The sequence below is a fragment of the Streptomyces sp. XM4193 genome (assembly GCF_023072595.1).
GTDB lineage: Bacteria > Actinomycetota > Actinomycetes > Streptomycetales > Streptomycetaceae > Streptomyces.
The window spans coordinates 450,668-474,520 of the sequence record NZ_JALLGK010000004.1; the positions used below are offsets into that span (position 1 = coordinate 450,668).

Below are 23,853 nucleotides of genomic sequence, written 5' to 3' on the forward strand. Positions count from 1 at the left end.
CGGCCGGGCGGACCGGGACCCACCGCACCACCCACCGCCCGGGGCCGAGACCGGCCCCGAGGCGCGCCAGACCCTGCCCACCGTACGAACCGACGGGAGCTACCCCCGTGGCAACACTTCTCTCCGCACTAGGCCGGTTCTCATTCCGGCGCCGCGGCATCGTCGCGCTGATCTGGCTGGCGCTGCTGGCCGGAATCGGGTTCAGCGCCGCGACCGCGGCCAGCACACCCGGCATGTCCGTCGCCATGCCGGGCACCGAGACCCAGCGCGCCTTCGACCTGCTCGAGGAGCGCTTTCCCGAGGCCAACGCCGACGGCGCCACCGCGCGCATGGTCTTCCGCGCCGAGGACGGCACCCGCCTGACCGGCGGCGAGGCGAAGAGCACCGTCGACCGGGCCGTCGCCGGCCTCGGCAAGGACAAGGACGTCGTCGGCGTCGTCGACCCCTACGAGGCCAAGGCGATCAGCAAGGACCAGCAGACGGTCTACGCGACGGTCCTCTACGACGCGCCGATGGGCGAGGTCACCGAGGAGTCCCGCGAGGCGCTGGAGAAGGTCGCGGAGTCCGCCCGCGACGCCGGCCTGGTGGTGGAGACCGGCGGCACCGCGCTGGAGACCGAGCCGGAGACCGGAACCGGTGAGGTCATCGGTGTGCTGGTCGCCGCGATCGTCCTGGTGATCACCTTCGGTTCGCTGGTCGCGGCGGGCATGCCGCTGATCACCGCACTGGTCGGGGTGGGCATCGGCGTCGGCGGCGTGATCGCGCTCGCCCCGCTGATGGACATGTCGGCGGTGACCTCCATCCTGGCCGCGATGATCGGCCTGGCGGTCGGCATCGACTACGCGCTGTTCATCGTCTCCCGCTACCGCTCCGAACGCGCCGAGGGCTACGACGCCGACACCGCGGCGGGACGCGCCGTGGGCACCGCCGGTTCGGCCGTGGTGTTCGCCGGTCTCACCGTGCTGATCGCCCTCGCGGGCCTGGCGGTGGTGGGCGTACCGCTGCTCACCAAGATGGGTCTGGCCGCCGCGGCCACCGTCGCCATCGCCGTACTGGTCGCGCTCACCCTGGTGCCCGCGGTGCTCGGCTTCGCCGGCGACCGGGTGCTGGGCCGGCGCACCCGCAAGACCCGCGACGAGGGCGAGGGCGGGGCCCACCCGGCCACGCCGAAGGAGTCGCTCGGCACCCGCTGGGCGAAGCTGGTGCTGCGGCGCCCGGTGGCGGTGCTGCTGACCGCGGTGCTGGGGCTCGGTGTCATCGCGCTTCCGGTCACCCAGCTCGAACTCGGCATGCCCGACGACTCCTCGCGCTCCGAGGAGTCCACCCAGCGCAAGGCGTACGACATCATCGCCGAGAGCTTCGGACCCGGAGCCAACGGCCCGCTGATGGTGGTCGTCGACACGAACGACGTCGAAGGCGACCCGCAGTCCGCGGTGCAGGGCGTGGCGAAGCAACTGGGCTCGCTGGACGGCGTGCTGGCCGTCACCCCGCCGGAGTTCAACCGCGCGGGCGACGCCGCCATGCTGAACGTCGTCCCGGAGACCGGTCCGACCGCGACCCAGACCCAGGACCTCGTCCACGAGATCCGCGACACCTCGGGCGAGACCCGGTCCGAGACCGGCGCCGAGGTGATGGTCACCGGTTCGACCGCGATGAACATCGACTTCTCCGAGAAGCTCAACAACGCGCTCGTGCCCTACCTCGCACTGGTCGTCGGGCTCGCCTTCGTGCTGCTGATGCTGGTCTTCCGCTCGGTGCTGGTCCCGCTCAAGGCGGCGCTCGGCTTCCTGCTCTCCGTGCTGGCCGCGCTCGGCGCCGTCGTGGCGGTCTTCCAGTGGGGCTGGCTCGCCGACCTGCTCGGTGTCGCCCAGACCGGTCCGATCGTCTCGATGGCGCCGATCTTCCTGGTGGGCGTGGTCTTCGGACTGGCGATGGACTACGAGGTGTTCCTGGTGACGCGGATGCGCGAGGCGTACGTGCACGGGCAGAGCCCGCACGAGGCCGTCGTCACCGGCTTCGCGCACGGGGCTCGGGTCGTCGCCGCGGCGGCCGTCATCATGATCAGTGTCTTCGCCGGATTCATCGCCTCGGACGAGCCGATGATCAAGATGATGGGCTTCGGACTGGCGATCGCGGTCTTCTTCGACGCCTTCGTGGTCCGGATGGCTCTGGTGCCGGCCGTGCTGGCACTGCTCGGCCGCTCCGCCTGGTGGCTGCCGAAGTGGCTCGACCGCGCGCTGCCGTCGGTCGACGTGGAGGGCGAGAAGCTGTCCACGCAGAAGCCGGCGGCCGAGGAGAAGGAGTCGGTGGGCGTGGGGAGTTGATCGCCCGCCTGCGTTGATCCCGCGGCTGGGCCCGGTCTGCTCGACAGACCGGGCCCAGCCGCATGGGGTGTGCGGGAGCGTACGCTCAGCCGCCGACGACGGGATAGTGGTCGGACATGTTCGTGTAGGTGTACTCCTTGCCCCAACTGCGCACCGTCCACGGCTCGGAGCGTTCCGCGACGACCTCGTTGCCCCAGGACTGCGGCCGCGCGTGGCCCTCGCGGTGCAGCACGTGGTCCAGGTTCTCGTGCGGGTCGTCCGGGTAGCGGTCGGCGGCCACCGAGTTGTCCTCGGTGTCGAAGGAGTACGGCAGTCCGCTGCGGCTGTCGACGTCCGCCAACCCCGCGTCGGCGAGCATCCGCGGGTACTCCTCGCTGTGGGAGTCGACGTTGAAGTCCCCGGCGACCAGGACCTGTTCGTCGGCCGGGATCTCCTTGCGGTCCAGGAACGCGCTCAACTCGCGGAACTGGGCGCTGCGCACCTCGGCCGGGCGCCCCTGCGCACAACCAGGGTCGGTGGACTGCGTGTGCGTGCCCACGAGGTGGACGTTGCTGCCGGCCACGTCCAGCACCGTGTAGACGAAGCCCTTCTGGGACAGCGCCTCGATGCCGCAGCCCTCCTCGTATACGTACTGCTCGCTGCGCACGATCGGCCACTTGCTGAGCACCGCGACCCCGCCGTCCTCCACGGCGGCGGCGGAGTACGCGCCGTGGGTGGCGTCCCAGCCGTCGCGGGAGCGGCCGAGCACCGGCGTACGGTGCGGGTACCGGTCCGCCGCGTTCTCCAGCAGGGCGTCCGAGGAGGAGTTGTCGAACGCCTCCTGGAGCACCACCGCGTCGTTGCCGCCGAACCAGTCCTGCCGCGGGATCTGCGCGGCACGGTGGTCCTGACCCCAGTTGGGGTGCAGCAGCTTGCTGAAGAGGAAGACGTTGTGACTGAGCACTCGCAGCGCCGGGCCCGAGGATTCGGACGGCTCGGACTGCGCGCGTTCGGACTGTGTGCGCTCGGGCTGTGTGCGCTCGGACTGCGCGTGCGCCGCGGGTACGGCCGCTGCTGCGCACACGGCGGTGAGTGCGGTGGTCAGCGCGGCGAGACGCACCGTGCCGAACTGCCTGGATTTCCTTCGATTCGTACGGTGGGACACCTGTCGCTCCTGGGGGAGACTTGGGGCTGACGCGCTGGCTTGTCTATTCAAGCAGTGCTCGCTACGCCTGAGTAACCCTGTGTGGATGACGTTTCGGTGGACCGGAGTTTGCCGCCGCGCCGGCCCGTGTGCGGGAGGCGGCCGGTCCCGCCCGGCCGCCGCACAGCGCCGCCTCGCGGCGCCGCCCCGCCCGGCGGCCGCTACAGCGGATCGATCTCTGTCAGCTCCTCGTCCAGCGCGAGCCACCGGTCCACGCCGATCGACCGCAGGAAGACCGGGTCGTGACTGACCACGATCAGTGCGCCCCGATAGGACTCCAGCGCGGTGACCAACTGCCGCATGCTCGCCATGTCGAGACTGTTCGTCGGCTCGTCGAGCATCAGCAGTTGCGGTGCCGGCTCGGCCAGCAGCAGTGCGGCCAGGCTCGCGCGGAAGCGTTCGCCGCCGGAGAGCCCGCCCGCGAGCCGGTCGGCCGCGGCGCCCCGGAAGAGGAAGCGGGCGAGCTGCGCCCGGATCCGGTTGTCGCCGGCCCGAGGGGCGAAGCGGGCGACGTTCCGCGCGACCGACAAGCCGTCGTCCAGCAGATCCAGCCGCTGCGGCAGGAAGCGCATCGGCACATGGAGCGTCAACCCGCCCTCCTGTGCGGGCAGTTCACCCGCCACGGTCCGCAGCAGCGTGGTCTTGCCCGAGCCGTTGGCGCCGGTCAGCGCCACTCGTTCGGGACCGTGCAGATCGACGGTGACCCGGCTCCCGGTGCGCAGCACCAGCTCGCGCACGCTCAGCACCTGACGGGCCGAAGGGACCTCCGTGCTGGGCAGATCGACCCGGATCTCCCGGTCGTCGCGGACCAGTTCGGACGCCTCCTCCAGGCGTTCGCCCGCCTGAGCGAGCTTCTGCTCGTGCATGATGCGGTGCTTGCCCGCGGAGACCTGGGCCTCGCGCTTGCGCGCGTTCATCACGATCTTCGGCTCCCGCTTGTTGGCGTGCATCTTGTTGCCGTAGCGCACCCGTTTGGACAACTTCTCCTGCGCGTCGGAGAGTTCGCGCTTCTGCCGCTTCAGATCGCCCTCCGCGACGCGCACCGCGCGCTCGGCCGCCGCCTGCTCGGTGGCGACGGCCTCCTCGTACGCCGTGTAGTTGCCGCCGAAGAAGCGGACCCGGCCCTCGCGCAACTCGGCGATCCGGTCGACCCGTTCGAGCAGTTCCCGGTCGTGGCTGACCACCAGCAGTACGCCGCGCCAGCCCTCCACCGCCTCGTACAGCCGCCGGCGTGCTGCCAGATCGAGGTTGTTGGTGGGCTCGTCGAGAACCAGGATCTCGGGACGGCGCAGCAGCAGTGCGGCCAGGCGCAGCAGTACGCCCTCGCCGCCCGAGACCTCGCCGACGGTGCGGTCCAGCCCGATGTGCGCCAGGCCGAGGCCCGCCAGCGTCGCCGAGGCGCGCTCCTCGACGTCCCAGTCGTCGCCGAGCGCGGTGAAGTTCTCCTCCGAGGCGTCACCGGCCTCGATCGCGTGCAGTGCACGACGCCGGTCGGCGATCTCCAGCACCTCGTCGACCCTGCGGTCGGTGTGCAGCCCGAGGTCCTGCGGCAGCCGGCCGAGCTCGCCGGAGACCCGTACGGTGCCGGCGCTGGGCGTCAACTCGCCCGTGAGCAGGCGCAGCAGCGTCGACTTGCCGGTGCCGTTGTCGCCGACGAGCCCGGTGCGGCCGGAGCCGAAGCTGACGCTGAGGTCCTCGAAGACCGGGGAGCCGTCCGGCCAGGCGAAGGTGAGCCCGTCGGCGAGCACGGACCAGGCAGCGCCGGGTCCGCCGCTGTCGACCGGGCGCGGGGGAGGGGGAGCGGAGGATGACGCGAATGACATGAGGCCTCCTGCGGCCGTCGAGCGAAATGGGGAGCAGCACAGGAGACACCCGGCCCTTGAGAGGGCGAGGACGGATGGGGCCGGGAGACGGCTCGCATTCCGAGGTCACACACGTGGAGTCCGCCGCGGGAAGCAGAACGCTTCTCGGCGGGAAGGGGCCGAACCGGCGCACGGAATGTGCACGTGCACGGTCGCCACCAGGGGCACACGGTGTCTCATGACCTCAGATGCGCAACGGCCTCTCCTCACCTCGACGACAGGGCCACGGACGACCGTAGGACGCCCGACGGGGCGAGTCAACGGAATAAGAGCCGGCGCGCGGGCACGTCCGGTACGGCTGCCCGACAGCCCCGACAGCCCCGACAGCCCCGACAGCAGAGCCGGGCAGCCGTACCGCCTCGAAACCGGCTCAGCCGCGGCCGTCCAGCAGCCCGGCCTTGCGCAGGGCGTCGGCCATCGCGCCGCTCGGCGCAGCCTCGCGCCGACCCGCGCCGCCGCCCTTGGCGCCGCGGCCCGCGCCTGCCTGCCGCCTGCCGCCGCCGTCCTCGCGGCCCGCGCCGGAACGGCCCCGGCCGCCACCGCCGCCCTCCGCGCCGCCGCGCCGGCCGGAGGCGTCGCCCCTGCCCCGGGGACGCTCGCCCGCCGCCGGGACCTCGTCGTCCAGCCGCAGGGTCAGCGAGATGCGCTTGCGCTCCACGTCGACCGAGAGCACCTTCACCCGGACGATATCGCCGGGCCCCGCCACCTCCCTGGGGTCCTTCACGAAGTTCTTCGACATCGCCGAGACGTGCACCAGGCCGTCCTGGTGCACGCCGATGTCCACGAACGCCCCGAAGGCGGCGACATTGGTCACCACTCCCTCGAGGACCATGCCCTCGGCGAGGTCACCGATCTTCTCGACGCCCTCCTTGAAGGTCGCGGTGCGAAACGCCGGCCGCGGGTCGCGACCCGGCTTCTCCAGCTCCCGCAGGATGTCCGTCACCGTCGGGAGTCCGAAGGTCTCGTCCACGAACTGATCCGGCCTCAACGAGCGCAGCACCGCGGTGTTGCCCACCAGATCGCCCACCGCGCCGCCCGTCCGGCCGGCCATCCTGCGCACCACCGGATAGGACTCCGGGTGCACGCTGGAGGCGTCCAGCGGGTCCTCGCCGCCGCGGATGCGCAGGAAGCCGGCGCACTGCTCGAAGGCCTTGGGCCCCAGCCTGGCGACGGACTTGAGCTCCTTGCGGCTGTGGAAGGGGCCGTTGGCGTCCCGGTGGGAGACGATGTTCTCGGCGAGGGTCGGGCTGATGCCCGAGACCCTGGAGAGCAGCGGCGCCGAGGCGGTGTTGACGTCCACTCCGACGCCGTTCACGCAGTCCTCGACGACGGCGTCCAGCGACCGCGAGAGCTTGGTCTCGGCGAGGTCGTGCTGGTACTGGCCGACACCGATCGACTTGGGGTCGATCTTGACCAGCTCCGCCAGCGGGTCCTGGAGCCGACGGGCGATGGAGACGGCGCCGCGCAGCGACACGTCCAGCTCCGGAAGCTCGCGCGAGGCGTACTCGGAGGCGGAGTACACCGAGGCGCCGGCCTCGGAGACCATCACCTTGGTGAGGTTCAACTCCGGGTGGCGGGTGATGAGTTCGCCGGCGAGGCGGTCGGTCTCCCGGGAGGCGGTGCCGTTGCCGATCGCCACCAGGTCGACGGAGTGCTCCTTCGCCAGCGCCGCCAGCACGGCGAGCGAGGCGTCCCACTTGTTCGCCGGGGCGTGCGGGTAGATCGTGCTGGTGGCCGACACCTTGCCGGTCGAGTCGACCACGGCGACCTTCACACCCGTCCGCAGCCCCGGGTCCAGCCCCATCGTGGAGCGGGTGCCGGCCGGCGCGGCGAGCAGCAGATCGCGGAGGTTGGAGGCGAAGACGCCGACCGCGTCGTCCTCGGCCGACTGCCGCAGCCGCAGCCGCAGATCGATGCCCAGATGCACCAGCACCCTGGTGCGCCAGGCCCAACGCACCGTTTCGCGCAGCCACTTGTCAGCGGGGCGCCCCCGGTCCTGGATGCCGAAGCGGTCCGCGATCGCCACCTCGTACGGGGTCGGGCCCGCCTGCTCGGCCTCTCCCGGGGCCAGCGGATCGAGACCGAGGTCGAGGACCTCCTCCTTCTCGCCCCGCAGCATCGCCAGCACCCGGTGGCTGGGCAGCTCGGTGAACGGCTCGGCGAAGTCGAAGTAGTCGGCGAACTTCGCGCCCTGCTGCTCCTTGCCCTCCCGCACCGAGGCCGTCAACCGCCCCTGGCGCCACATCCGCTCGCGCAGCTCGCCGATCAGGTCGGCGTCCTCACCGAAGCGCTCGGTGAGGATCGACCTCGCGCCCTCCAGGGCCGCGGCCGGGTCGGCCACTCCCCGCTCGGCGTCCACATAGGCCTGTGCGGACTCCGTCGGCTCGGTGCCCGGGTCCGCCAGCAGTGCGTCGGCGAGCGGCTCCAGGCCGGCTTCGCGGGCGATCTGGGCCTTCGTACGGCGCTTGGGCTTGTAGGGGAGGTAGATGTCCTCCAGTCGGGCCTTGGACTCGGCGGCCCGGATGCGGGACTCCAGCGCCTCGTCCAACTTGCCCTGGCTCCGCACCGATTCGAGGATCGCCGTCCTGCGCTCCTCCAACTCCCGCAGATACCGCAGCCGTTCCTCGAGCGCGCGCAGCTGCGCGTCGTCGAGCATCTCGGTTGCTTCCTTGCGGTACCGGGCGATGAAGGGCACGGTCGAGCCGCCGTCGAGCAGCTCGACGGCGGCCCGGACCTGCCGCTCCCGTACTTCCAGCTCGTCGGCGATCCTGGCTTCGATGGACACTGTTGATGCGCTCACGCCCCGCATTGTGGCAGGCGGCACCGACAGCGGCGGCCTCCCTCGGCCGCCGCGTCCGGCTACTTGCCGATCAGGTCCTGCGGGAACGCCCCCGACTCGGCGGCCTTCAGGGTGAGTTGGCCGGCCAGCTCGGTCAGCCGGGCCACACCGGTGGCGCCCAGGTGCTCGTACGGCGCACGGTCCAGCTCGTCCGTGCGGCGCTCGATCTCCTTGCGCAGCCCGAGCCCCTCCTCCGTCAACTCGTGGTCGGCGGTGAGCAGTCCGCGGGCGGTCAGGCCCTCCAGCGTCTGCTCCCACTCCTCCCGGGTGAAACCGCGGGTGCGCAGCACCCAGCCGGTGCTCATGCCCCGACCGCTGGCCGTGTGGGTGGCCTGGGCCTCCAGGCCGCTGAGACCGGCGCCCGCGAGTACGGCGAGGTGGCCGTCGCCGCGGTGCTCCCGCAGCAGGGTGCAGGCGTGCCACAGCGCCAGGTGCGGCGCCTCGGGCACCGGCAGGTCGGCGTTGCCCGCGTACAGCGGACGTGCTTCCCGGCGGCAGGCCTCGGCAGCGCGCAGCGCCAGCTCCGCAGCCTCGGAGACCTCGTCGGAGGCGACACCGTCCTCGCCCCAGAGGCGCCGCAGCAGTGCGTCCACCGCCTCCAGCCGGGTCTTCAGAGCCTGTTGCGGGGTGATCGTCTCCCACAGCCGAGGCACCCGCTCGGAGATCACCCGGTGGCCGAAGGAGTAGAAGGTCGCGGTGACCGTGCCGGCGCCCACGGCGCCCATCGGAGCCGCCCGGGCGGCCAGATAGGCGGAGAGCGGGTCGCTCACACCGGCGGCGGCGTAGTGCTCGTTGATCTCTTTCGCGAAGTAGATCGCCGAGTGGATCGGGTTGACCACGCTGTGGCAGCGGCGGCCGGCGCGCTCGTCTTGGAGAGTCATGGTGCGGATGTTACGCAGCGGTCGCTTAGTTCGGCACGGCCGGCCTCGTCGATGGCCGAAAAGGTGGGGAGCTCGTCCTTGCCGCCAACGCGACCGGGCCCCAAGGATGTCCGTATGCGCTCCCGCCCCGTGCTGTGCGCCCTCTTCGACAGGGTGCAGAGCCTCGACGTCATCGGCCCCCTGGAGGTCTTCGCCGCGGCGAACGACTTCGCCGCGGCCGAGGGGCGGCCCGGGTACACCGTCCGCACTGCCTCCTGGGACGGCCGTGCGGTCACCAGCACCTGCGGGGTGCGCCTGGAGCCGGACGGGGCGCTGCCCTCGGCCCGCACCCCGCACACCCTGATCGTCCCCGGCGGCCCCGGAACCAGGGGCGGGCAGCCGGAGATCGCCGACTGGGTGCGCCGTCGGGCGCCCAGGATCGAACGGCTCGCCTCGGTCTGCACCGGCGCCTTCGTCCTCGACCGGGCAGGGCTGCTCGACGGCCGGCGCGCCACCACGCACTGGGCCCACTGCGAGGGCCTGGCACGGGCGAACCCCGGAATCGACGTCCAGCCGGACGCGATCTTCGTACGCGACGGCCGGGTGTCCACCTCGGCCGGGGTCACCACCGGAATCGACCTGGCGCTCGCCCTCGTGGAGGAGGATCTCGGGCGGCGGATCGCGCTGACCGTCGCGCGGATGCTCGTCGTCTTCCTGCGCCGGCCGGGAAACCAGGCCCAGTTCAGCGCGCAGCTCGCCGCCCAGACCGCCGCGCGCGAGCCGCTCCGCGAGGTCCAGTCGTGGATCTCCGAGCACCCCGAGGCGGATCTGAGCGTGCCCGCGCTGGCGGAGCGCGCCGCCCTCTCCCCGCGCCACTTCGCCCGCGCCTTCCGCGAGGAGGTGGGCACCACTCCCGCGCGCTACGTCGCCGGCGTACGACTCGAACTCGCCAGGCAACGGCTGGAGGACACCGGCGACGGTGTCGAGGAGATCGCCCGTTCCTGCGGCTACGGCACGCCGGAGGCCATGCGGCGCGCCTTCCTCGCCGCCCTCGGGCTGCCGCCCGCCGAGTACCGCCGTCGCTTCGACAGCCCGGCAGCCGGCCCCTGACCCGTGCGCGGCGCGGCGGCCCCCGCTTCCGTCCAGCCGCCGAAGCCACGGGCCCACCCACCCCGGCCGTCCGACCCGTCCGACGCACCCGACCAGTCGTCAACGGCCCTGCCGCGCCCAGCGGTCGGGTTGTCACCCATCGTGAGGAAAGGAACACTCCATGACGTTCTCGGAGCTCCCCGCGGAGCCCACTGTCGCCATCGTGCTCTACCCCGGCTTCACCTCGCTGGACGCCGTCGGCCCCTACGAGACGCTGAGCAATCTGCCCGGCGCCCGTACCGTCTTCGTCGCCGCGCGCCCCGGACCGGTCACCAACGACGGCGGGGCGCTGACCCTGGTCGCGGGCGCCGGCTTCGACGAGGTCCCGCGCCCCGACGTCGTCGTGGTGCCGGGCGGCCCGCCGGAGAACGTCGCCGCGGCCCGGGAGGACGTGGTGCCCTGGCTGCGTGCGGTCGACCCGTACACCACGGTGACCGCCTCGGTGTGCACCGGTTCGCTGCTGCTCGCCGACGCGGGGCTGCTGGAGGGGAGGCGCGCCACCACCCACTGGCTCGCGCTGGAGCATCTGGCCACACTCGGCTCCTTCCCGGTCTCCGAACGGGTGGTCACCGACGGGAAGTACGTGACGGCGGCGGGTGTCTCGGCCGGTATCGACATGGGGCTCGGTCTCGCCGCCGAACTCGCCGGCGCGCACGTCGCCCAGCGCATCCAGCTGATGATCGAGTACGACCCGGCGCCGCCGTTTCGCGCCGGTTCGCCGGCCACTGCTCCGGCGGAGATCGTCCGGGAGCTGCGCGAGGTCGGCCTCGGTCTCTGAGCTCGGGGCGCGAGCGGCGCCCGAGCGGTGGGGCGGGTCAACGGCCCGGAGGACGCGGCGATTTCGGGCGGCCGAAGAGATGGCGCGACCGGTCGGGTGCCCGCGGTGGACAGGACCGCGGGCGCCCGACCGGCCGCCGTCCCCTGGGTCGGACGTCCGCGTCCGGCGCAGGGGGGGGGGACCGACCGTCGGGCCCCACCGGCGCCGGGCCGGCTGTCCGGCCGCTGCGGCGAGGTGCCGCGCGGGCCGGGCGAACCACCGGCGCCGGGCCGGCTGCTGCGAGCCTGCTACCGCGAGCCCGCGGCCGGCAGGATCGCGACGGTGGCGTCCAGCTCCACCAGCGCTCCCTGGGGGAGCACCTGGGTGGGCAGGGCGGTACGGGCGTGGCGTCCCGCGTCGCCGAGCACCTCGATCAGCAGCCCAGAGGCGCCGTCCACGACGGTGGGCTGGTCGACGAAGTCCGGTGCGCTCGCCGCCCAGGCATTGAGCTTGAGCACGCGCGCCCGTTCGAGGCCGATCGCCTCCTCCACCCGCGACAGGAGGTTGAGCGCGGCGGTCCGTGCCGCCCGCACTCCTTCCTCCACGGTGGCGTCCTCGCCGAGCCGCCCGCGCAGGATCTCGCCGGACCCGGTGCGGGATATCTGACCGGAGACGAAGAGGAGTTCACCCCATCGGGTGGTCGCCTCGTACGCGTAGCGGGGTGCGCCGAGGGTCGGCAGCTCGATCCCGAGAGCGGTGAGCCGCTCCCGGATCCGGGTCCTGTCCGGTGACTCGCTCACAGTTGCCTCCCCCGACGCTCGAACGCGGGCGTCCGGGCGCTGTCGCGCTCGCGGCGGGCGCTCATCGCATGCTCAGGATGTAGGTGCGGTCCCGGCCGATGTACCAGAGGTCCTCGGTGCCGATCGCCGCGTTCTCGTAGCGCCAGGGGATCTCCGCCGCCCCGTAGGACCCCACCTGCAGGACGTGCTTGTAGCCCGGCCGGAGTTCGTTGGCGAACGACTCCTGCTTCCCCATCAGATGCCCGACGTTGCGCTTGCGGTACTCGGTGTTGAAGTCGACGTCCCGGCCGAGCATCCCGATCTCCACCATGCGCTCCAGATGCGGTGCCAGATAGCGCAGGGTGCCCTCGTGCACGTCCTCGCAGACCACTCCGGGCCGGAGCTGGCCGATGATGCCCTCGCGCACCACGTCGAAGAAGAAGCGGTACGCCTCCTTCGCGCCCGGGGTGCGGGGCAGCGAGCGGGCCATGTCGGAGGTGGCGACGTTGACCCCGTCGAAGACGATGCGCACTCCGGCGTCGAGCTGGATGCAGGTCGTCTCGTCGTTGATCGGGAAGTCGACCGGAGGTCCGGGGAAGAGCATCCGGTTGGAGGAGTGGAGGTTGGTGAAGTACGGCTCGATCCCGAAGGGGATGTCGTTGGCCGTGCGGAACTCGGCGATCTTCTCCAGGTAGACGGCGTTGATGTCCAGTTCGGTGAAGGAGCTGCCGCCCGCCAGGCCCTCCTCGGCCCAGGCGAGCGCCTCCTCGATGGCGAACACGCTGGCGCGGGCGGCGACGACCTGGAAGGCGAGGTCCTCGTCGTCGCGGGTGTCGCGCCAGTGGGCGAGGTCGCCCGAGACGGGCACCGGCTCGGCGCCCGCGCGCTCCAGCTCCCGGGCGAGACCGACGTCGATCCACTCCTCCTCGACCCCGATCCGCAGGCCGGGCGCGAGCTCGCGGACCGCGGCGCCCGTACCCGCGTACCGGCCGACCACCGTGCCCGGCACTTCGCCGGCGCCTTCCGGCGCCAGCACCAGCAACCTGCCCTCCGGCGCGGTCCACAGGGCGAGCGCGCCCGGTGGCTGGGCGAAGCCGGTCACCTCGGTGAAGTTCGGGGTTGCCGCGAGGAGCACCGCGTCCACCGAGCGTTGCGCCGCGAGGCTCGCCAGCGCCGAGTAGCGGGTGTCCCGGTCATGGGTGAACTCCTGTGCCAGGCCGTCCAGATGCCCGACGCCCTCGATGAGCCTGCGCGCCGTGCGCACTCCGGTCTCGCGCCAGGCCGCGAACCGGTTCAGAACCTCCTCGCGGTCGATCTCGTACGCCGTGACCGGCACCTCCTCCCGGTCCTCGACGACGAGCCCGACCTCGCCGGAGAGCGCGCGGAAGTGGCTGAGGACGACGTCGGCGGCGAGGGTGACCGGCTCGCCGCCCGCCAGTTCGCGCACCAGGCTCGTCAGCGACTCGGCCGCGGGGGTGTCGGCGACGATGCGGGGGTCGATCGTGACCCAGGGGGCGTAGAACCTCATCCGCTCCTTCGGCACCCCGGCGGAGAGCGCGTTGCCCTGTTCCTGCTGGCGGACCAGCAGGACTTCCTCGCCCCGGTCGTCGCGGGCGATCAGCGGAGCGACGAAGGGACGGGAGTCGAGGCGGATCGCCGAGAAGAGCAGGCTCTTGCGGGCGTCGAGCCCGTACCTCTCCTCGACCTGTGACACGTCTGCGGTGATGCGCAGCATGGGGCTCCTTCGATGTCTGTTTCGGTGGCGGCGAGCGAATGTGCGGCGGTCAGCTGATTCCGGTCACGACGCCGATGTGCGATTCGATCTGTGTCGTGTAGTCGGAGAACGCGGGGGAGAACCGGTGCTCCTTGCCGCGCGGTCGCGGAATGTCGATGGTGATGTCGGCGACGATCCGGCCCGGCCGGTCTCCGACGACGACCACGCGGTCTCCCAGCCACACGGCCTCGGGAATGCTGTGGGTGACGAAGAGGACGCTGCATCCGGTGTTCTGCCAGATCCGCTGGATCTCGAAGTTCATCGAATCGCGGGTCATGGCGTCGAGCGCGCCGAACGGCTCGTCCATGAGCAGCAGTTTGGGATGGGAGACCAGTGCGCGGCAGATCGCCACCCGCTGCTGCATTCCGCCGCTGAGCTCGTACGAGTAGTCCTTGGCCTTGTTCCCAAGGCCCACCATCTCCAGCAACTCCTGCGCGTACCGGCGCGATTCCGCGGTGCGGGTGCCGCGGAACTCCAGCGGCAGGAGCACATTGTCGATGTTGTTGCGCCAGGGCAGCAGTACCGGCCCCTGGAACACCATCGCGATGTCCTCGATCCCTTCGCGGATCGGCCTGCCCTGGACGAGGATCTCGCCCTCGGTGGGCTCCTGGAGACCCGAGATCGTCTTGAGCAGAGTGGTTTTGCCGCTGCCGGACTGGCCGACGATCGAGACGAACTGGCCGGGTTCGACATGGAAGTCGAGCCCTTTCAGCACCGTGTTCCCACGACCTCCGCGCGAACGGTAGGTCTTTCCCACGTTGTTGACCGAGATGGCGTACTCGTTCTTCATGAGACTTCCCGTCCGGCCGTCACGGGGCCTGGATCTTCTCGTCGGAGCGCAGCGGATCGATGTAGGAATTGCTGTAGACGTCCGCCGGTGAGAGTTTGCTCCCGGCAGGAAGTCCGAGGTACTTGCGGGCGATGTCGATGGCTTCGCCGACGCCGGTGTCGTCCATCACGCCGTACTTCTTCGGCGTCCCGCTCTTTCCCTTGCTCCAGTTCAGACCGCACTGTGCGTCGATGGCAAGGGTGATGGTGGAGGTCTCGTATCCCGAGACCTCCTTCTGGAAGTCCTCGGCGGCCTTCTCGGGGTTCTGGCAGGACCAGAGAAACCCTTTCTGCATGGCTCGGTTGAATTTCCGAGCCTGTTCCGGGTCCTTCTTCAGCTTCTCGTCGGACATGACGATTCCGTTGCCGTAGAGGTCGATGCCCAGATCGGACCACTTCAGCACCACGGACTCGCGGTCCAGGGCGTCGACCGCGGGCTCGTCGGAGACGTAAAGCGCGAGGTTGGCGTCCCACTGGCCGGCGAGCAGGCCGGGGATCTTCGACGCGCTGGAGGCGGCGACGATGTCGACGTCCTTCTTGTCGAACCCGAGCTTGCGCAGCGCCAGCGGCCACATCGCGGTCATGGCGCCGCCGCCCTCGGTGGCGACGGTCTTGCCGCGCAGGTCCGACCAGTCCTCGATGCCGGTTCCCGCGAGCGCGACCACCGCGTACGCGGACCTCGCCTGGAGCAGATTGACCTGCTTGACCTCGGCGCCCCTGCCCTGGCTGGTGACCGTGGCGCCGAAGTCGGCCCAGCCGGCGTCGACCTTCCCGGTGACCACGGAGGTCACCGTGTTGGTCGAGCCCGATCCCGGCATCACCGTGAGATCGAGGCCCTCCTCCTTGAAGAACCCGCGCTTGGCAGCCGCTATGAACGGCGCGTGCTTGGGCAGGTACCCGACGTCGAGCATCAGGGTCATGGAGTTCTTTCCGCCGCCGCCCGTGCAGCCCGAGACGGTGGCCAGCACCGCCATTCCGACCAGCGCGGCGATGGTGCGAGTGGGTCTACGCATTCGTGCCTCCTGTCCGCGCGGTCACTTCGCGTGGTTTTTCCACGGGGCCAGCTTCCGCCCCGTGAGATCGACGATGAAGAACAGCGCCAGCGCGATGGCGGAGAGCACGATGAAGGCCGCGAACATCGACGGCAGGTCGACCTGGCTGTTGGCGAGGAGGATGACGTACCCCAACCCCTTGGAACCGGCGATGAACTCACCGACGACCGCGCCGCCGACCGCGAGCGAGATGGAGATCTTCGCGCCGGAGAAGATCGAGGGGACCGCGTAGATGAAGTCGATCTTCGTCATCTTCTTCCAGCGGGAGGCCCGGTTGATCCGCGCCAGCTCCTGGAGTTCGTGCGGGACGGAGCTGAGGCCGTCGTAGGTGTTGATCACCAGCGGGAAGAACGCGATCGCCATGGCGACGAAGGCCTTCGACTCGAAACCGAACCCGAACCAGACGATGAACAGCGGGGCGAGCGCGACCTTGGGGATGGTGTCGATCGCGATGAGCGCCGGGTAGAGGAAACTCCGCATCGTTTTCGAGTAGTGCAGCGCGGCCCCGCACAGAATGCCCAGCGCCGTGCCGAGCGCGAATCCGGCGAGCGCCTCCTGCAGGGTGACGAAAGTGTTCTCGGCGAAGTACCCGGGCCGTTCCGCGAGTTCGGCGAAAGCCGACACCGGACCGACGAAGAGATAGTCGGGCGGATCGAGGACCATCACCAGGATCTGCCACACCGTGAACAGTCCGACGATGCCGGCTGCCGCTTTCGCCGCGGCGACGACGGCGTCGCGGTTGAATCTGCTCGGCCGCGGACTCTCCGGTTCGACGGGCGCGGGCGGCTGCTGCACCGGGCGGGCGCGCTCGGCGCCGGAACTGCTGATTTCAGGAGTGGCCATGGCAGCACCCGTCACATAGTGCGTCGCGCGGGAGCAGCGGCGCGGTGGCTGTCCGGAAGTGCGAATGCGGAGCGGTGGTTTCGGCTCCGGTCCGCGTGGCGGTCCGCATTCCGGATTTGGAGCGGAACGGCGTATGCCGTCGTGGTGTCATTTCGTCCTCACAACACTGGAAGGATCACCCCTGGGGGTGGTGGCGAACAAGGCCGGTCGGACATCGGTTCGGTCCGCGAGCGGACTTCTACCGGGTGCTTTCCGGCGTACCGCCCCGAGCGCCGAGCGGACCCTGTGCGGATTCGCCGTCGACCCGGCGCCGGACGTCGAGCGGGTTGTCGTCGCGCAGCTCCGGGGGCAGCAGCGCGGCCGGCACCTCCTGGTACGCGACCGGGCGCAGGAAGCGCTCGATGGCGAGCGTCCCGACGGAGGTGGTGCGGGGATCGGTGGTGGCAGGGAACGGACCGCCGTGCACCATCGCGTGGCCCACCTCCACACCGGTCGGCCAGCCGTTGAACAGAATGCGTCCGGCCCGCTCCTCCAGCAGCGGCAGCAGTTCCGCCGCGAGCCCGTGGTCGGCCTCGTCGGCGTGCACGGTCGCGGTCAGCTGCCCCTCCAGGGACTCGACCGCTGCGGTCAGTTCGGCGAGGTCGGCGCAGCGCACCACCAGCGAGGTGGCACCGAACGCCTCCCGCTGCAGCGCCGGATCGGCGGCGAACCGCGCGCCGTCGACGCTCAGCAGCCGGGCGCTGCCGGACGCCGTGCTGTCGGCGATGCCTCCGCGGGCCAGCTCCGTCACGCCCTCGGCACCGGCGAGCGTGTCCCCGGCGGTGCGGTGGTGCTCGGCGATCCCGGTGGTGAGCATGGTGGCCCCGGGGTCCGCGGCGACGGCCTCGACGGCGGCCGAGATGAACGCCTCCAGCGCCGGCCCCTCCACGGCCAGGACCACACCGGGGTTGGTGCAGAACTGCCCCGCGCCCAGCGTCAGGGACCCGGCGAAGGCCGCGCCCAGCTCGGCGCCGCGCGTCTCCAGCGCCGCCGGCAGCAGGAGTACGGGGTTGACGCTGGACATCTCGGCGTACACCGGGATCGGCACCGGCCGGGCCGCGGCGACGGCGGCGAGCGCCAGTCCGCCCGCGCGCGAACCGGTGAAGCCGACGGCACGGATCCGCGGATCGCCGACGAGACGGCTGCCGATCGCGTGCCCGGCTCCCACCAGCTGGGAGAAGACACCCGCGGGCATCCCCGTCTCCACGGCGGCCTCACCGACCGCGCGGGCCACCAGCTCCGCCGTGCCCAGATGGGCGGGGTGCGCCTTGACGATCACCGGGCATCCGGCGGCGAGCGCGGAGGCGGTGTCGCCACCGGCAGTGGAGAAGGCGAGCGGGAAGTTGCTCGCGCCGAAGACCACGACCGGACCCACGCCGATCCGGCGCTGCCTGATGTCGGGGCGCGGCAGCGGTTCGCGGCCCGGCTGCCCCGGGTCGATCCGTGCACCTTGCCAGTCGCCGGACCGCAGCTCGGTGGCGAAGAGCCGCAACTGACCGCTGGTGCGGCCGACTTCACCGTTGAGCCGGGGCAGTGGCAGCGCGGTCTCGGCGTGCGCGCGCTCCACCAGCGCCTCGCGACGCTCGTCCAGCAGCTCGGCGACCCGGTCGAGAAAGGCGGCACGCCGCTCGGCGCCGGCCGCCCGGAAGGGCGCGGCTGCGCTCTCGGCGAGCGCGCAGGCGCGTTCGATCTGCTCCTGCGAGGCCGCGGGGAAGCCCGGTTCGAGGTCCGTACCGGTACGGGGGTCGGCGGACCGCAGCTCCTCGCCCGTACCGCGGACGGGCTCGGGGCCGATGACCATCGAGCCGGTGGGCCTGGGCCCGAGGGGTGTGGACACGGGATCTCTCCTTGGTGGGTGGCTGGTGGTCGTCCGGGACGGTGGCTCAGTCCAGGGCGGCGCGGGCGGCGGCGATGACGTCGGCGAGCAACTCGCGCTCGGACTCGTCCAGATCGGTCAGCGGCGGTCGCACCGGGCCGGCAGGGTGTCCGGTCAGGTCCATGCCCGCCTTGACGATGCTCACCGCGTAGCCCGACCTGCGGTCGCGGATGGCGGTGTAGGGGAGCACCACCCGGTCCAGCAGCAGGCGGACCTTCTTGCGGTCCCGCTGCCGCACGGCGTCGTAGAAGGCCAGCGCGAACTCGGGGAGGAAGTTGAAGATGGCCGAGCTGTAGGTGGTGGCGCCCAGCTCGAGGTACGGCAGCGCGAAGGTCTCCGCGGTGGGCAGTCCGCCGACGTAGACGAGCCGCTCGCCCAGCCGGGAGTGGATCTGGGTGATCAGTTCGAGGTCGCCGACGCCGTCCTTGAGCCCGATGAGGTTGGGGCAGGTCTCGGCGAGCTCGGCGACCGTCTCCGGGGAGTAGACCGCGTTGGCCCGGCTGTAGAGCACCACGCCCAGCGAGGTCGCCTCGCAGACGGCCCGCACGTGTGCGGTCAGGCCCTCCGCGGAGGCCTCGGTCAGGTACGGGGGGAAGAGGAGGAGCCCGTCGGCCCCGGCGTCCTGCGCGTCGCGGGCCATCGCGACCGCCTGTGCGGTGCCGTGCCCGGCGGGGGCGAGGATCGGGGTGCCGGACGGGGCGCTCTGCACGGCCGCGCGCAGCACCCGGCCGACTTCCTGCGGGGTGAGGGAGAAGAACTCCCCGGTGCCGCCGGCGGCGAAGAGCGCGGCGACGTCGTACCGGCCCATGCGGGCGATGTTCTCGCGGTAGGCGGGCTCGTCGAACTCCAGGTCCTCGGTGAAGTGCGTGACGGGAAACGACAGCAGCCCCTTGCCAAGGCGTTCGGCAAGCTCGGTCGGGGTGGTGGAGGGCATCGGTGTTTCCTTCCGCGGAACGTGCGAGACGGTCGATTGCGATGACCATAGGAACGAAACCGATGCACGTCCAACACTTCTTGGGCATCGATCGATGCCCATAATGGATCGATGTTCACCTTGAGTCAGCTGGAAAGCTTCGTGGCCGTGGCCGAAACCCTGCACTACGGCAGGGCGGCGGAGCGGCTCTCCATGACCCAGCCGCCGCTCTCGCGCCGCATTCAGCTGCTGGAGCGCGAGCTGGGCGTCGAGCTGTTCGACCGCGCCGGGCGCTCGGTGAGGCTCACTGCCGCCGGGCGGGCGTTCCTCGGCGACGCCCGGCGCATTCTGGGCCTCTCCGAACAGGCGGCCCTCTCGGTCCGCCGGGTTCCCGAGGGGGAGATCGGGACGGTGGCGCTCGGCTTCACCGCCTCCGCGGCGCACTCGGTGCTGGACAGCATCGTCGGGGGGATCCAGGAGCGGCTGCCCGGAGTCGACCTGGTGCTGCGCGAGCGGGTGTCCGGGGTGCAGCTGGATGAGCTGCGCTCGGGAGAGCTCGACCTCGCACTGGTCCGCCCCCCGGTCCCCGGTACCGGCCTGGCCCACCGTCCGCTCCACCGGGAGGCCCTGCTGGCCGCGATCCCCGCAGGCCACCCGCTCGCGGATCCCGGACGCCGGCCGCATGTGCGCGATCTGGACGGCGAACCCTTCGTGATGTACTCACCCGCCGAGGCCCGCTACTTCTACGAGGTGCTGGCCGGCGTCTTCCGCGGGGCCGCGGTCCTGCCCTGGTACGTGCACCACGTCAGCCAGGTGCACACGATCCTCGCGCTGGTGCGCGCGGGGCTGGGCCTGGCACTGGTGCCGCGCGCGGCCGAGGCGCTCGGCCTGGACGGAGTGGTGCTGCGCGAGGTGGCCGGGGTGGAGGGCGAACCGGTCGAACTCGTCGCCGCCTGGCGGGCGAACGACGGCAATCCGGCCCTGCACGCGGTCCGGGACCTGGTGATCGATCTGGTCGACGGGGAGGCCGGCTGACTGCGGTGGACGTGGCGCCGACAAACCGCGCGGCGGGATCGGTCGTGGCGGGTCCACGGCCCGTCGCCGGGTCCTGCGTCGCGCTTGCGAGCCGGCTGGACGCGGTCGGCGGACCCTAGGGCGACCAGGGGAAACGAGCCGGACGACGCTCCAGGAACGCCGCGGCGCCCTCCGTCAACTCACCGCTCTCGCGGGCGACTTGCTCCCAGTGCCGCTGCCGGGCCGCATCCGGCGGTCCGTCGACGTACTCCTTGGCGGTGAACTGGGTCAGCCGGGAGCGCGAGACGAGCAGCGCGGTGAACTCCGCGACCCTGGCCTCCAGCGCCCCCGCCGGAAGGACCTCGTCGGCCAGTCCGATCCGCAGCGCGCGGGCGGCGCCGATCAACTCCGCGGAGTACAGCAGGTGCTTGGTCGCCGAAGGGCCCGCGAGGCGCACCAGCCGCTGCGTCGAGGAGGCGGCGTACACCACTCCGAGCCTGGCCGGGGTGACGCCGAACCGGGCGTCCTCGTCGGCGAACCGCAGATCGCAGGCGACCGCGAGCTGCGCCCCGCCGCCGACGCAGTGGCCGCGCACCACGGCCAGGGTCGGGCCGGGGAAGGCGGCCAGCGCCTCCTCGGCGCGCACCGCGAGGTCCTGGACATCGACGTCCGGGCTGAAACTGCCGATGTCGGCGCCCGCGCAGAAGGTGGCGCCGTACCCGGTGAGCACCACCGCGTGCACCTGTGGCGAGTCTGCCAACTCCGCCAGCAGCGGCGGGAGTTCGCGCCACATCGACGGGGTCATGGCATTGCGCTTGGCGGGGTTGCGCAGAGTGATGGTGGCGATGCCCTCAGCCGTCGAACAGTCCAGACCTGGCTCCATGGACGCCTATGTTACTGGCGCGTCGGGTGGCCTGAACCGGCCGCCGGATCCGGTGTTCCACCGCGGATTGCGCGTCTACTGCCAGTAGACACGCAATCGGTGCTCCGGCGGGGCCGGTACGGGTGGACCGAGCGTGTCGAATCGGGGCGACCGGGGCGAATGGATCGAGGGGGTGGTCCCGAGATCCGACGCTCAGCGATCGTGATCTGCCATTGAGGCGTCACAGATGATCGAGACAGGTCAAGAAGGCGCAAAACCGCGCCAGTTGCGGTCAGTACCCCCGGCGGGCGAGGCATCAGCCAACACTCGAAGTCAGACAGAGCCCGCGACGCCGTACCGCCGAGGTGCGGGACCGGGCGCCAGTCCCTGGACAACCGCGTAGTGAGGGTGGGTGCCGGAAACGATGGAGAGCGGGATTCCGCTGTCGCAGACCTCAGCTCCGCCTCCGGCACCGTACGAAGGTGCCTGGCGCTTCACCGCGCCGGCGACGGACTCGTCGGTGCCGCGTGCACGGCGAGCCGTACGGGAGCTGATCGAGCGCCAGCAAGCACCGGTGACGGACGACCAGCTGCACGGACTGATGCTGATCGTCTCCGAGTTGGTGACCAACGCGGTGCGGCACGCGGCCCTGCTGTCGCCCGAGCTCGGCGTCGAGGTCGCCCTGAGCCGCGGGTGGGTGAAGGTCGCCGTCGAGGACAGCCACCCCTACCGCCCCAAGGCGCTGGCAGCCGACCCCGACCAGCAGCACACCGGTGGGCGCGGACTGCTGCTGGTCAAGAGCGTGGTGGACGAGTCCGGCGGCATCTGCGACGTCGAGCAGACGGCGGCCGGCGGCAAGATCATCTGGGCGGCTCTCCCGCTGCCCCTGACGCTCTGACCCTCCGGTGCGCGCCGGTCGGCGCCCGGCCCCGTGAGCCCGTACGCCTGCGCCGCCCCGTACGTCGCCCCGCCCGTTCGTGCGCCCCGATCCGTACGGCTGCCGCCCCGCCGTGAGCGAGTCGGTGCGCGGCGCCCCCGTGGCCGCCGCGCTCCGCCCGCTACCAGCCCGCGTCGGACGGGGTGACCTCGCGGATGCCCGGGCGTGCGGCGTCGAGCACCGTCATGAACCAGGCCGAGAAGACGTCGCGGTCGTGGCGTTCCTTGAGTTCCTGGGGCGTGACGAAGGCCAGGTCGGCGATCTCCTCGGGCGCCGGCTTCGCGGGCGCGGTCACCCGGCCGACGAAGAGGTGGTTGTACTCCTGCTCCACCAGCCCGGAGGCCGGGTCCGGATGGTTGTAGCGGACGGTGCCCGCCTCCTGGAGCAGCGAGGGCGCGATCCCCAGCTCCTCGCCCACGCGCCGGGCCGCCGCGACGAACGGCGGTTCGCCCGGATACGGGTGCCCGCAGCAGGAGTTGGACCACACGCCGGGGGAGTGGTACTTGCCGAGGGCCCGCTGCTGGAGCAGCAGCCGTCCCCGTTCGTCGAAGAGGAAGACGGAGAAGGCGCGGTGCAGCTGCCCCGGGGCCTGATGAGCGGCGAGCTTCTCGGCCGTACCGGTCGTGGTGCCGCTCTCGTCGACCAGTTCGAGCATGATCGGAGCCGCGGGCTGTTGTGCCATCTGTCTACCTTCGTCCTTGTCCTGGTGGGCTGACGCGGACGTCCTACCCAGCTCAGTGGCAAACTCTTCTCTCGTGCCTGGCATGGCCGTGCGGCTCCAGCTGGAACGTGCAGTGCTCGACGTCGAAATGCGAGCCGAGGCAGTCCTGCAACTCGTGCAGCACCCGCTCGTTCCCCTTGTCGTTGAGCGTCTCGCGGCTGACGACGACGTGCGCGGAGAGCACCGGCATGCCCGAGGTGATCGTCCACACGTGCAGATCGTGCAGCTCCTCCACCCCCGGCACGGCGAGGATGTGCGTTCGAAGCTCGTCCAGGTCGACGTTCCTGGGTGCGGCCTCCAGCAGTACGTCGACCGCCTCGCGCGCCAGCTTCAGCGTACGCGGGATGATCATAAGCGCGATCAGCAGCGAAGCGACCGGGTCGGCCTGGGTCCAGCCCGTGGTGATGATCACGAGCGCCGCGACGACGACCGCGAGTGAGCCGAGTGCGTCCGCCAGCACCTCCAGGAAGGCGCCGCGGATGTTGAGGCTCTCCTTCTGCCCGCGCATGAGCAGGGCGAGGGAGACGAGGTTGAGGACGAGGCCGACCACACCGAAGACGATCGTCAGTCCGCCGGGGACCTCGACCGGGTTGCGGAAGCGCTCGACGGACTCGACGAGGATGTAGCCGCCCACCCCGAGCAGTAGCAGGCAGTTGAGCAGCGCGGCCAGGATCTCCACGCGTGCGAAGCCGAAGGTGCGCCGGGCCTTGGTCGGCCGGTTGGCGAAGTGGATCGCGAGCAGCGCCATGCCGACCCCCACGGCGTCGGTGGCCACGTGGCCGGCGTCAGCCAGCAGCGCCAGCGAGCCGGTCAGCCACGCTCCCACCGCCTGGGCCACCAGCAGCGCCAGTGCGATGCCCAGTGCGATCCGCAGCCGACCGCGGTACGCGGCGGCGGCCGTACCGGTGGTGCCGTGCGGTCGCGGTCCGCCGTGGTCGTGTCCCGCACCCATGAGGAGCGCCTCCCTGCTGTCGGTTCGGCTGCGTCGGTTCCCGGCCTGTTATCGGCCGACTGCGCGGGCCTGTCCGCGGCCCGGTGTGCGCCCCAGTGAACTACGGGTGGGGGGTATCTGCAACGCGACGCTGAACACCGTTGTCATCTGCTCTGACCTGCGTGTTTGTGGTGCAGGTCAGAGCCCGGGCGCGCCCGCGGGGAGTCCGCCGCCGGCCGCCCTTGCGGCAGCCCGTCCGGCTTGTCTGTGGCCTGACAAGGAGGGTGGAGTGAACCTGCGGTGAATGGAC

At 71.4% G+C, this 23,853-nt stretch carries 19 protein-coding genes; 5 read left to right on the top strand and 14 right to left on the bottom strand.

Features of this window, described 5'->3' with window-relative positions; translation table 11 throughout:
• Positions 1 to 107: 107 nt before the first annotated feature.
• Positions 108 to 2,324 (top strand): MMPL family transporter, encoded by a 2,217-nt coding sequence (locus tag MTQ01_RS14965; RefSeq protein ID WP_247490575.1) that lies wholly within the window; start codon positions 108 to 110, stop codon positions 2,322 to 2,324.
• Between the two features lie 85 nt (positions 2,325 to 2,409).
• On the opposite strand, the gene sph is transcribed toward MTQ01_RS14965, so the two are convergent.
• From sph to MTQ01_RS14985, 4 genes are all read right to left on the bottom strand, one after another.
• Positions 2,410 to 3,468, bottom strand: coding sequence for a sphingomyelin phosphodiesterase (gene sph, locus MTQ01_RS14970; RefSeq protein WP_247490577.1), 1,059 nt, complete (start codon positions 3,466 to 3,468; stop codon positions 2,410 to 2,412).
• Positions 3,469 to 3,668: 200 nt separating this feature from the next.
• Positions 3,669 to 5,330, bottom strand: a complete 1,662-nt coding sequence (locus MTQ01_RS14975; RefSeq protein ID WP_247490579.1) for an ABC-F family ATP-binding cassette domain-containing protein — start codon at positions 5,328 to 5,330, stop codon at positions 3,669 to 3,671.
• Positions 5,331 to 5,739: 409 nt separating this feature from the next.
• Complete coding sequence (locus MTQ01_RS14980) at positions 5,740 to 8,169, bottom strand: Tex family protein (protein WP_247490581.1); 2,430 nt, start codon at positions 8,167 to 8,169, stop codon at positions 5,740 to 5,742.
• 59 nt (positions 8,170 to 8,228) lie between these two features.
• The gene (locus MTQ01_RS14985; RefSeq protein WP_247490583.1) at positions 8,229 to 9,089 is read right to left on the bottom strand and encodes a hypothetical protein; all 861 of its coding nucleotides are present in this window, start codon (positions 9,087 to 9,089) and stop codon (positions 8,229 to 8,231) included.
• Between the two features lie 114 nt (positions 9,090 to 9,203).
• Here MTQ01_RS14985 and MTQ01_RS14990 point away from each other — a divergent pair, with 114 nt between their 5' ends.
• Both MTQ01_RS14990 and MTQ01_RS14995 read left to right on the top strand, forming a co-directional pair.
• The gene (locus MTQ01_RS14990; protein ID WP_247490585.1) at positions 9,204 to 10,178 is read left to right on the top strand and encodes a GlxA family transcriptional regulator; all 975 of its coding nucleotides are present in this window, start codon (positions 9,204 to 9,206) and stop codon (positions 10,176 to 10,178) included.
• Positions 10,179 to 10,338: 160 nt separating this feature from the next.
• A complete protein-coding gene (locus tag MTQ01_RS14995) occupies positions 10,339 to 10,995 on the top strand; it encodes a DJ-1/PfpI family protein (protein ID WP_247490587.1) in 657 nt (218 codons plus the stop codon).
• 287 nt (positions 10,996 to 11,282) lie between these two features.
• On the opposite strand, the gene MTQ01_RS15000 is transcribed toward MTQ01_RS14995, so the two are convergent.
• The 7 genes from MTQ01_RS15000 to kdgD all read right to left on the bottom strand — a co-directional run bounded on the left by MTQ01_RS15000 (position 11,283) and on the right by kdgD (position 19,099).
• On the bottom strand, positions 11,283 to 11,774 hold the full coding sequence (locus MTQ01_RS15000) for a RidA family protein (RefSeq protein WP_247490589.1): 492 nt from the start codon (positions 11,772 to 11,774) through the stop codon (positions 11,283 to 11,285).
• A 61-nt stretch (positions 11,775 to 11,835) separates the two neighbouring features.
• Positions 11,836 to 13,488, bottom strand: a complete 1,653-nt coding sequence (locus tag MTQ01_RS15005; protein WP_247490591.1) for a M24 family metallopeptidase — start codon at positions 13,486 to 13,488, stop codon at positions 11,836 to 11,838.
• A 49-nt stretch (positions 13,489 to 13,537) separates the two neighbouring features.
• Positions 13,538 to 14,317 carry an ABC transporter ATP-binding protein gene (locus MTQ01_RS15010; protein ID WP_247490593.1) on the bottom strand — a complete coding sequence of 260 codons (780 nt, stop codon included), beginning with the start codon at positions 14,315 to 14,317 and terminating at the stop codon, positions 13,538 to 13,540.
• Between the two features lie 19 nt (positions 14,318 to 14,336).
• A complete protein-coding gene (locus MTQ01_RS15015; protein WP_247490595.1) occupies positions 14,337 to 15,368 on the bottom strand; it encodes an ABC transporter substrate-binding protein in 1,032 nt (343 codons plus the stop codon).
• A 21-nt stretch (positions 15,369 to 15,389) separates the two neighbouring features.
• On the bottom strand, positions 15,390 to 16,250 hold the full coding sequence (locus tag MTQ01_RS15020) for an ABC transporter permease (protein ID WP_247490597.1): 861 nt from the start codon (positions 16,248 to 16,250) through the stop codon (positions 15,390 to 15,392).
• Between the two features lie 238 nt (positions 16,251 to 16,488).
• Complete coding sequence (locus MTQ01_RS15025; RefSeq protein WP_247490599.1) at positions 16,489 to 18,126, bottom strand: aldehyde dehydrogenase (NADP(+)); 1,638 nt, start codon at positions 18,124 to 18,126, stop codon at positions 16,489 to 16,491.
• A 46-nt stretch (positions 18,127 to 18,172) separates the two neighbouring features.
• A complete protein-coding gene (gene kdgD, locus MTQ01_RS15030) occupies positions 18,173 to 19,099 on the bottom strand; it encodes a 5-dehydro-4-deoxyglucarate dehydratase (RefSeq protein WP_247490601.1) in 927 nt (308 codons plus the stop codon).
• 111 nt (positions 19,100 to 19,210) lie between these two features.
• On the opposite strand from kdgD, the gene MTQ01_RS15035 reads away from it, so the two are divergent.
• Entirely contained in the window at positions 19,211 to 20,113 is a 903-nt protein-coding gene (locus MTQ01_RS15035) for a LysR family transcriptional regulator (RefSeq protein WP_247490603.1), read from the top strand.
• A gap of 115 nt (positions 20,114 to 20,228) precedes the next feature.
• On the opposite strand, the gene MTQ01_RS15040 is transcribed toward MTQ01_RS15035, so the two are convergent.
• Positions 20,229 to 20,975: an enoyl-CoA hydratase/isomerase family protein gene (locus MTQ01_RS15040; RefSeq protein ID WP_247490605.1), complete on the bottom strand. Its 747-nt coding sequence runs from the start codon at positions 20,973 to 20,975 to the stop codon at positions 20,229 to 20,231.
• Between the two features lie 403 nt (positions 20,976 to 21,378).
• Here MTQ01_RS15040 and MTQ01_RS15045 point away from each other — a divergent pair, with 403 nt between their 5' ends.
• Entirely contained in the window at positions 21,379 to 21,852 is a 474-nt protein-coding gene (locus MTQ01_RS15045; RefSeq protein WP_247490720.1) for an ATP-binding protein, read from the top strand.
• A gap of 160 nt (positions 21,853 to 22,012) precedes the next feature.
• On the opposite strand, the gene idi is transcribed toward MTQ01_RS15045, so the two are convergent.
• Entirely contained in the window at positions 22,013 to 22,573 is a 561-nt protein-coding gene (idi, locus tag MTQ01_RS15050; protein WP_247490606.1) for an isopentenyl-diphosphate Delta-isomerase, read from the bottom strand.
• A 52-nt stretch (positions 22,574 to 22,625) separates the two neighbouring features.
• Positions 22,626 to 23,564, bottom strand: coding sequence for a cation diffusion facilitator family transporter (locus MTQ01_RS15055; protein WP_247490608.1), 939 nt, complete (start codon positions 23,562 to 23,564; stop codon positions 22,626 to 22,628).
• Positions 23,565 to 23,853: the final 289 nt, after the last annotated feature.

Excerpts from the sequence above, each read along its gene's own strand:
- MTQ01_RS15005 (WP_247490591.1), bottom strand. The coding sequence starts at position 13,488 with ATGCTGCGCATCACCGCAGACGTGTCACAGGTCGAGGAGAGGTACGGG.
- MTQ01_RS15015 (WP_247490595.1), bottom strand. The coding sequence starts at position 15,368 with ATGCGTAGACCCACTCGCACCATCGCCGCGCTGGTCGGAATGGCGGTG.
- MTQ01_RS14995 (WP_247490587.1), top strand. The coding sequence starts at position 10,339 with ATGACGTTCTCGGAGCTCCCCGCGGAGCCCACTGTCGCCATCGTGCTC.
- MTQ01_RS14985 (WP_247490583.1), bottom strand. The coding sequence starts at position 9,089 with ATGACTCTCCAAGACGAGCGCGCCGGCCGCCGCTGCCACAGCGTGGTC.
- MTQ01_RS15055 (WP_247490608.1), bottom strand. The coding sequence starts at position 23,564 with ATGGGTGCGGGACACGACCACGGCGGACCGCGACCGCACGGCACCACC.
- kdgD (WP_247490601.1), bottom strand. The coding sequence starts at position 19,099 with ATGCCCTCCACCACCCCGACCGAGCTTGCCGAACGCCTTGGCAAGGGG.
- idi (WP_247490606.1), bottom strand. The coding sequence starts at position 22,573 with ATGGCACAACAGCCCGCGGCTCCGATCATGCTCGAACTGGTCGACGAG.
- MTQ01_RS15010 (WP_247490593.1), bottom strand. The coding sequence starts at position 14,317 with ATGAAGAACGAGTACGCCATCTCGGTCAACAACGTGGGAAAGACCTAC.
- MTQ01_RS14975 (WP_247490579.1), bottom strand. The coding sequence starts at position 5,330 with ATGTCATTCGCGTCATCCTCCGCTCCCCCTCCCCCGCGCCCGGTCGAC.
- MTQ01_RS14990 (WP_247490585.1), top strand. The coding sequence starts at position 9,204 with ATGCGCTCCCGCCCCGTGCTGTGCGCCCTCTTCGACAGGGTGCAGAGC.
- MTQ01_RS15040 (WP_247490605.1), bottom strand. The coding sequence starts at position 20,975 with ATGGAGCCAGGTCTGGACTGTTCGACGGCTGAGGGCATCGCCACCATC.
- MTQ01_RS15035 (WP_247490603.1), top strand. The coding sequence starts at position 19,211 with ATGTTCACCTTGAGTCAGCTGGAAAGCTTCGTGGCCGTGGCCGAAACC.
- MTQ01_RS15045 (WP_247490720.1), top strand. The coding sequence starts at position 21,379 with ATGGAGAGCGGGATTCCGCTGTCGCAGACCTCAGCTCCGCCTCCGGCA.
- MTQ01_RS15020 (WP_247490597.1), bottom strand. The coding sequence starts at position 16,250 with ATGGCCACTCCTGAAATCAGCAGTTCCGGCGCCGAGCGCGCCCGCCCG.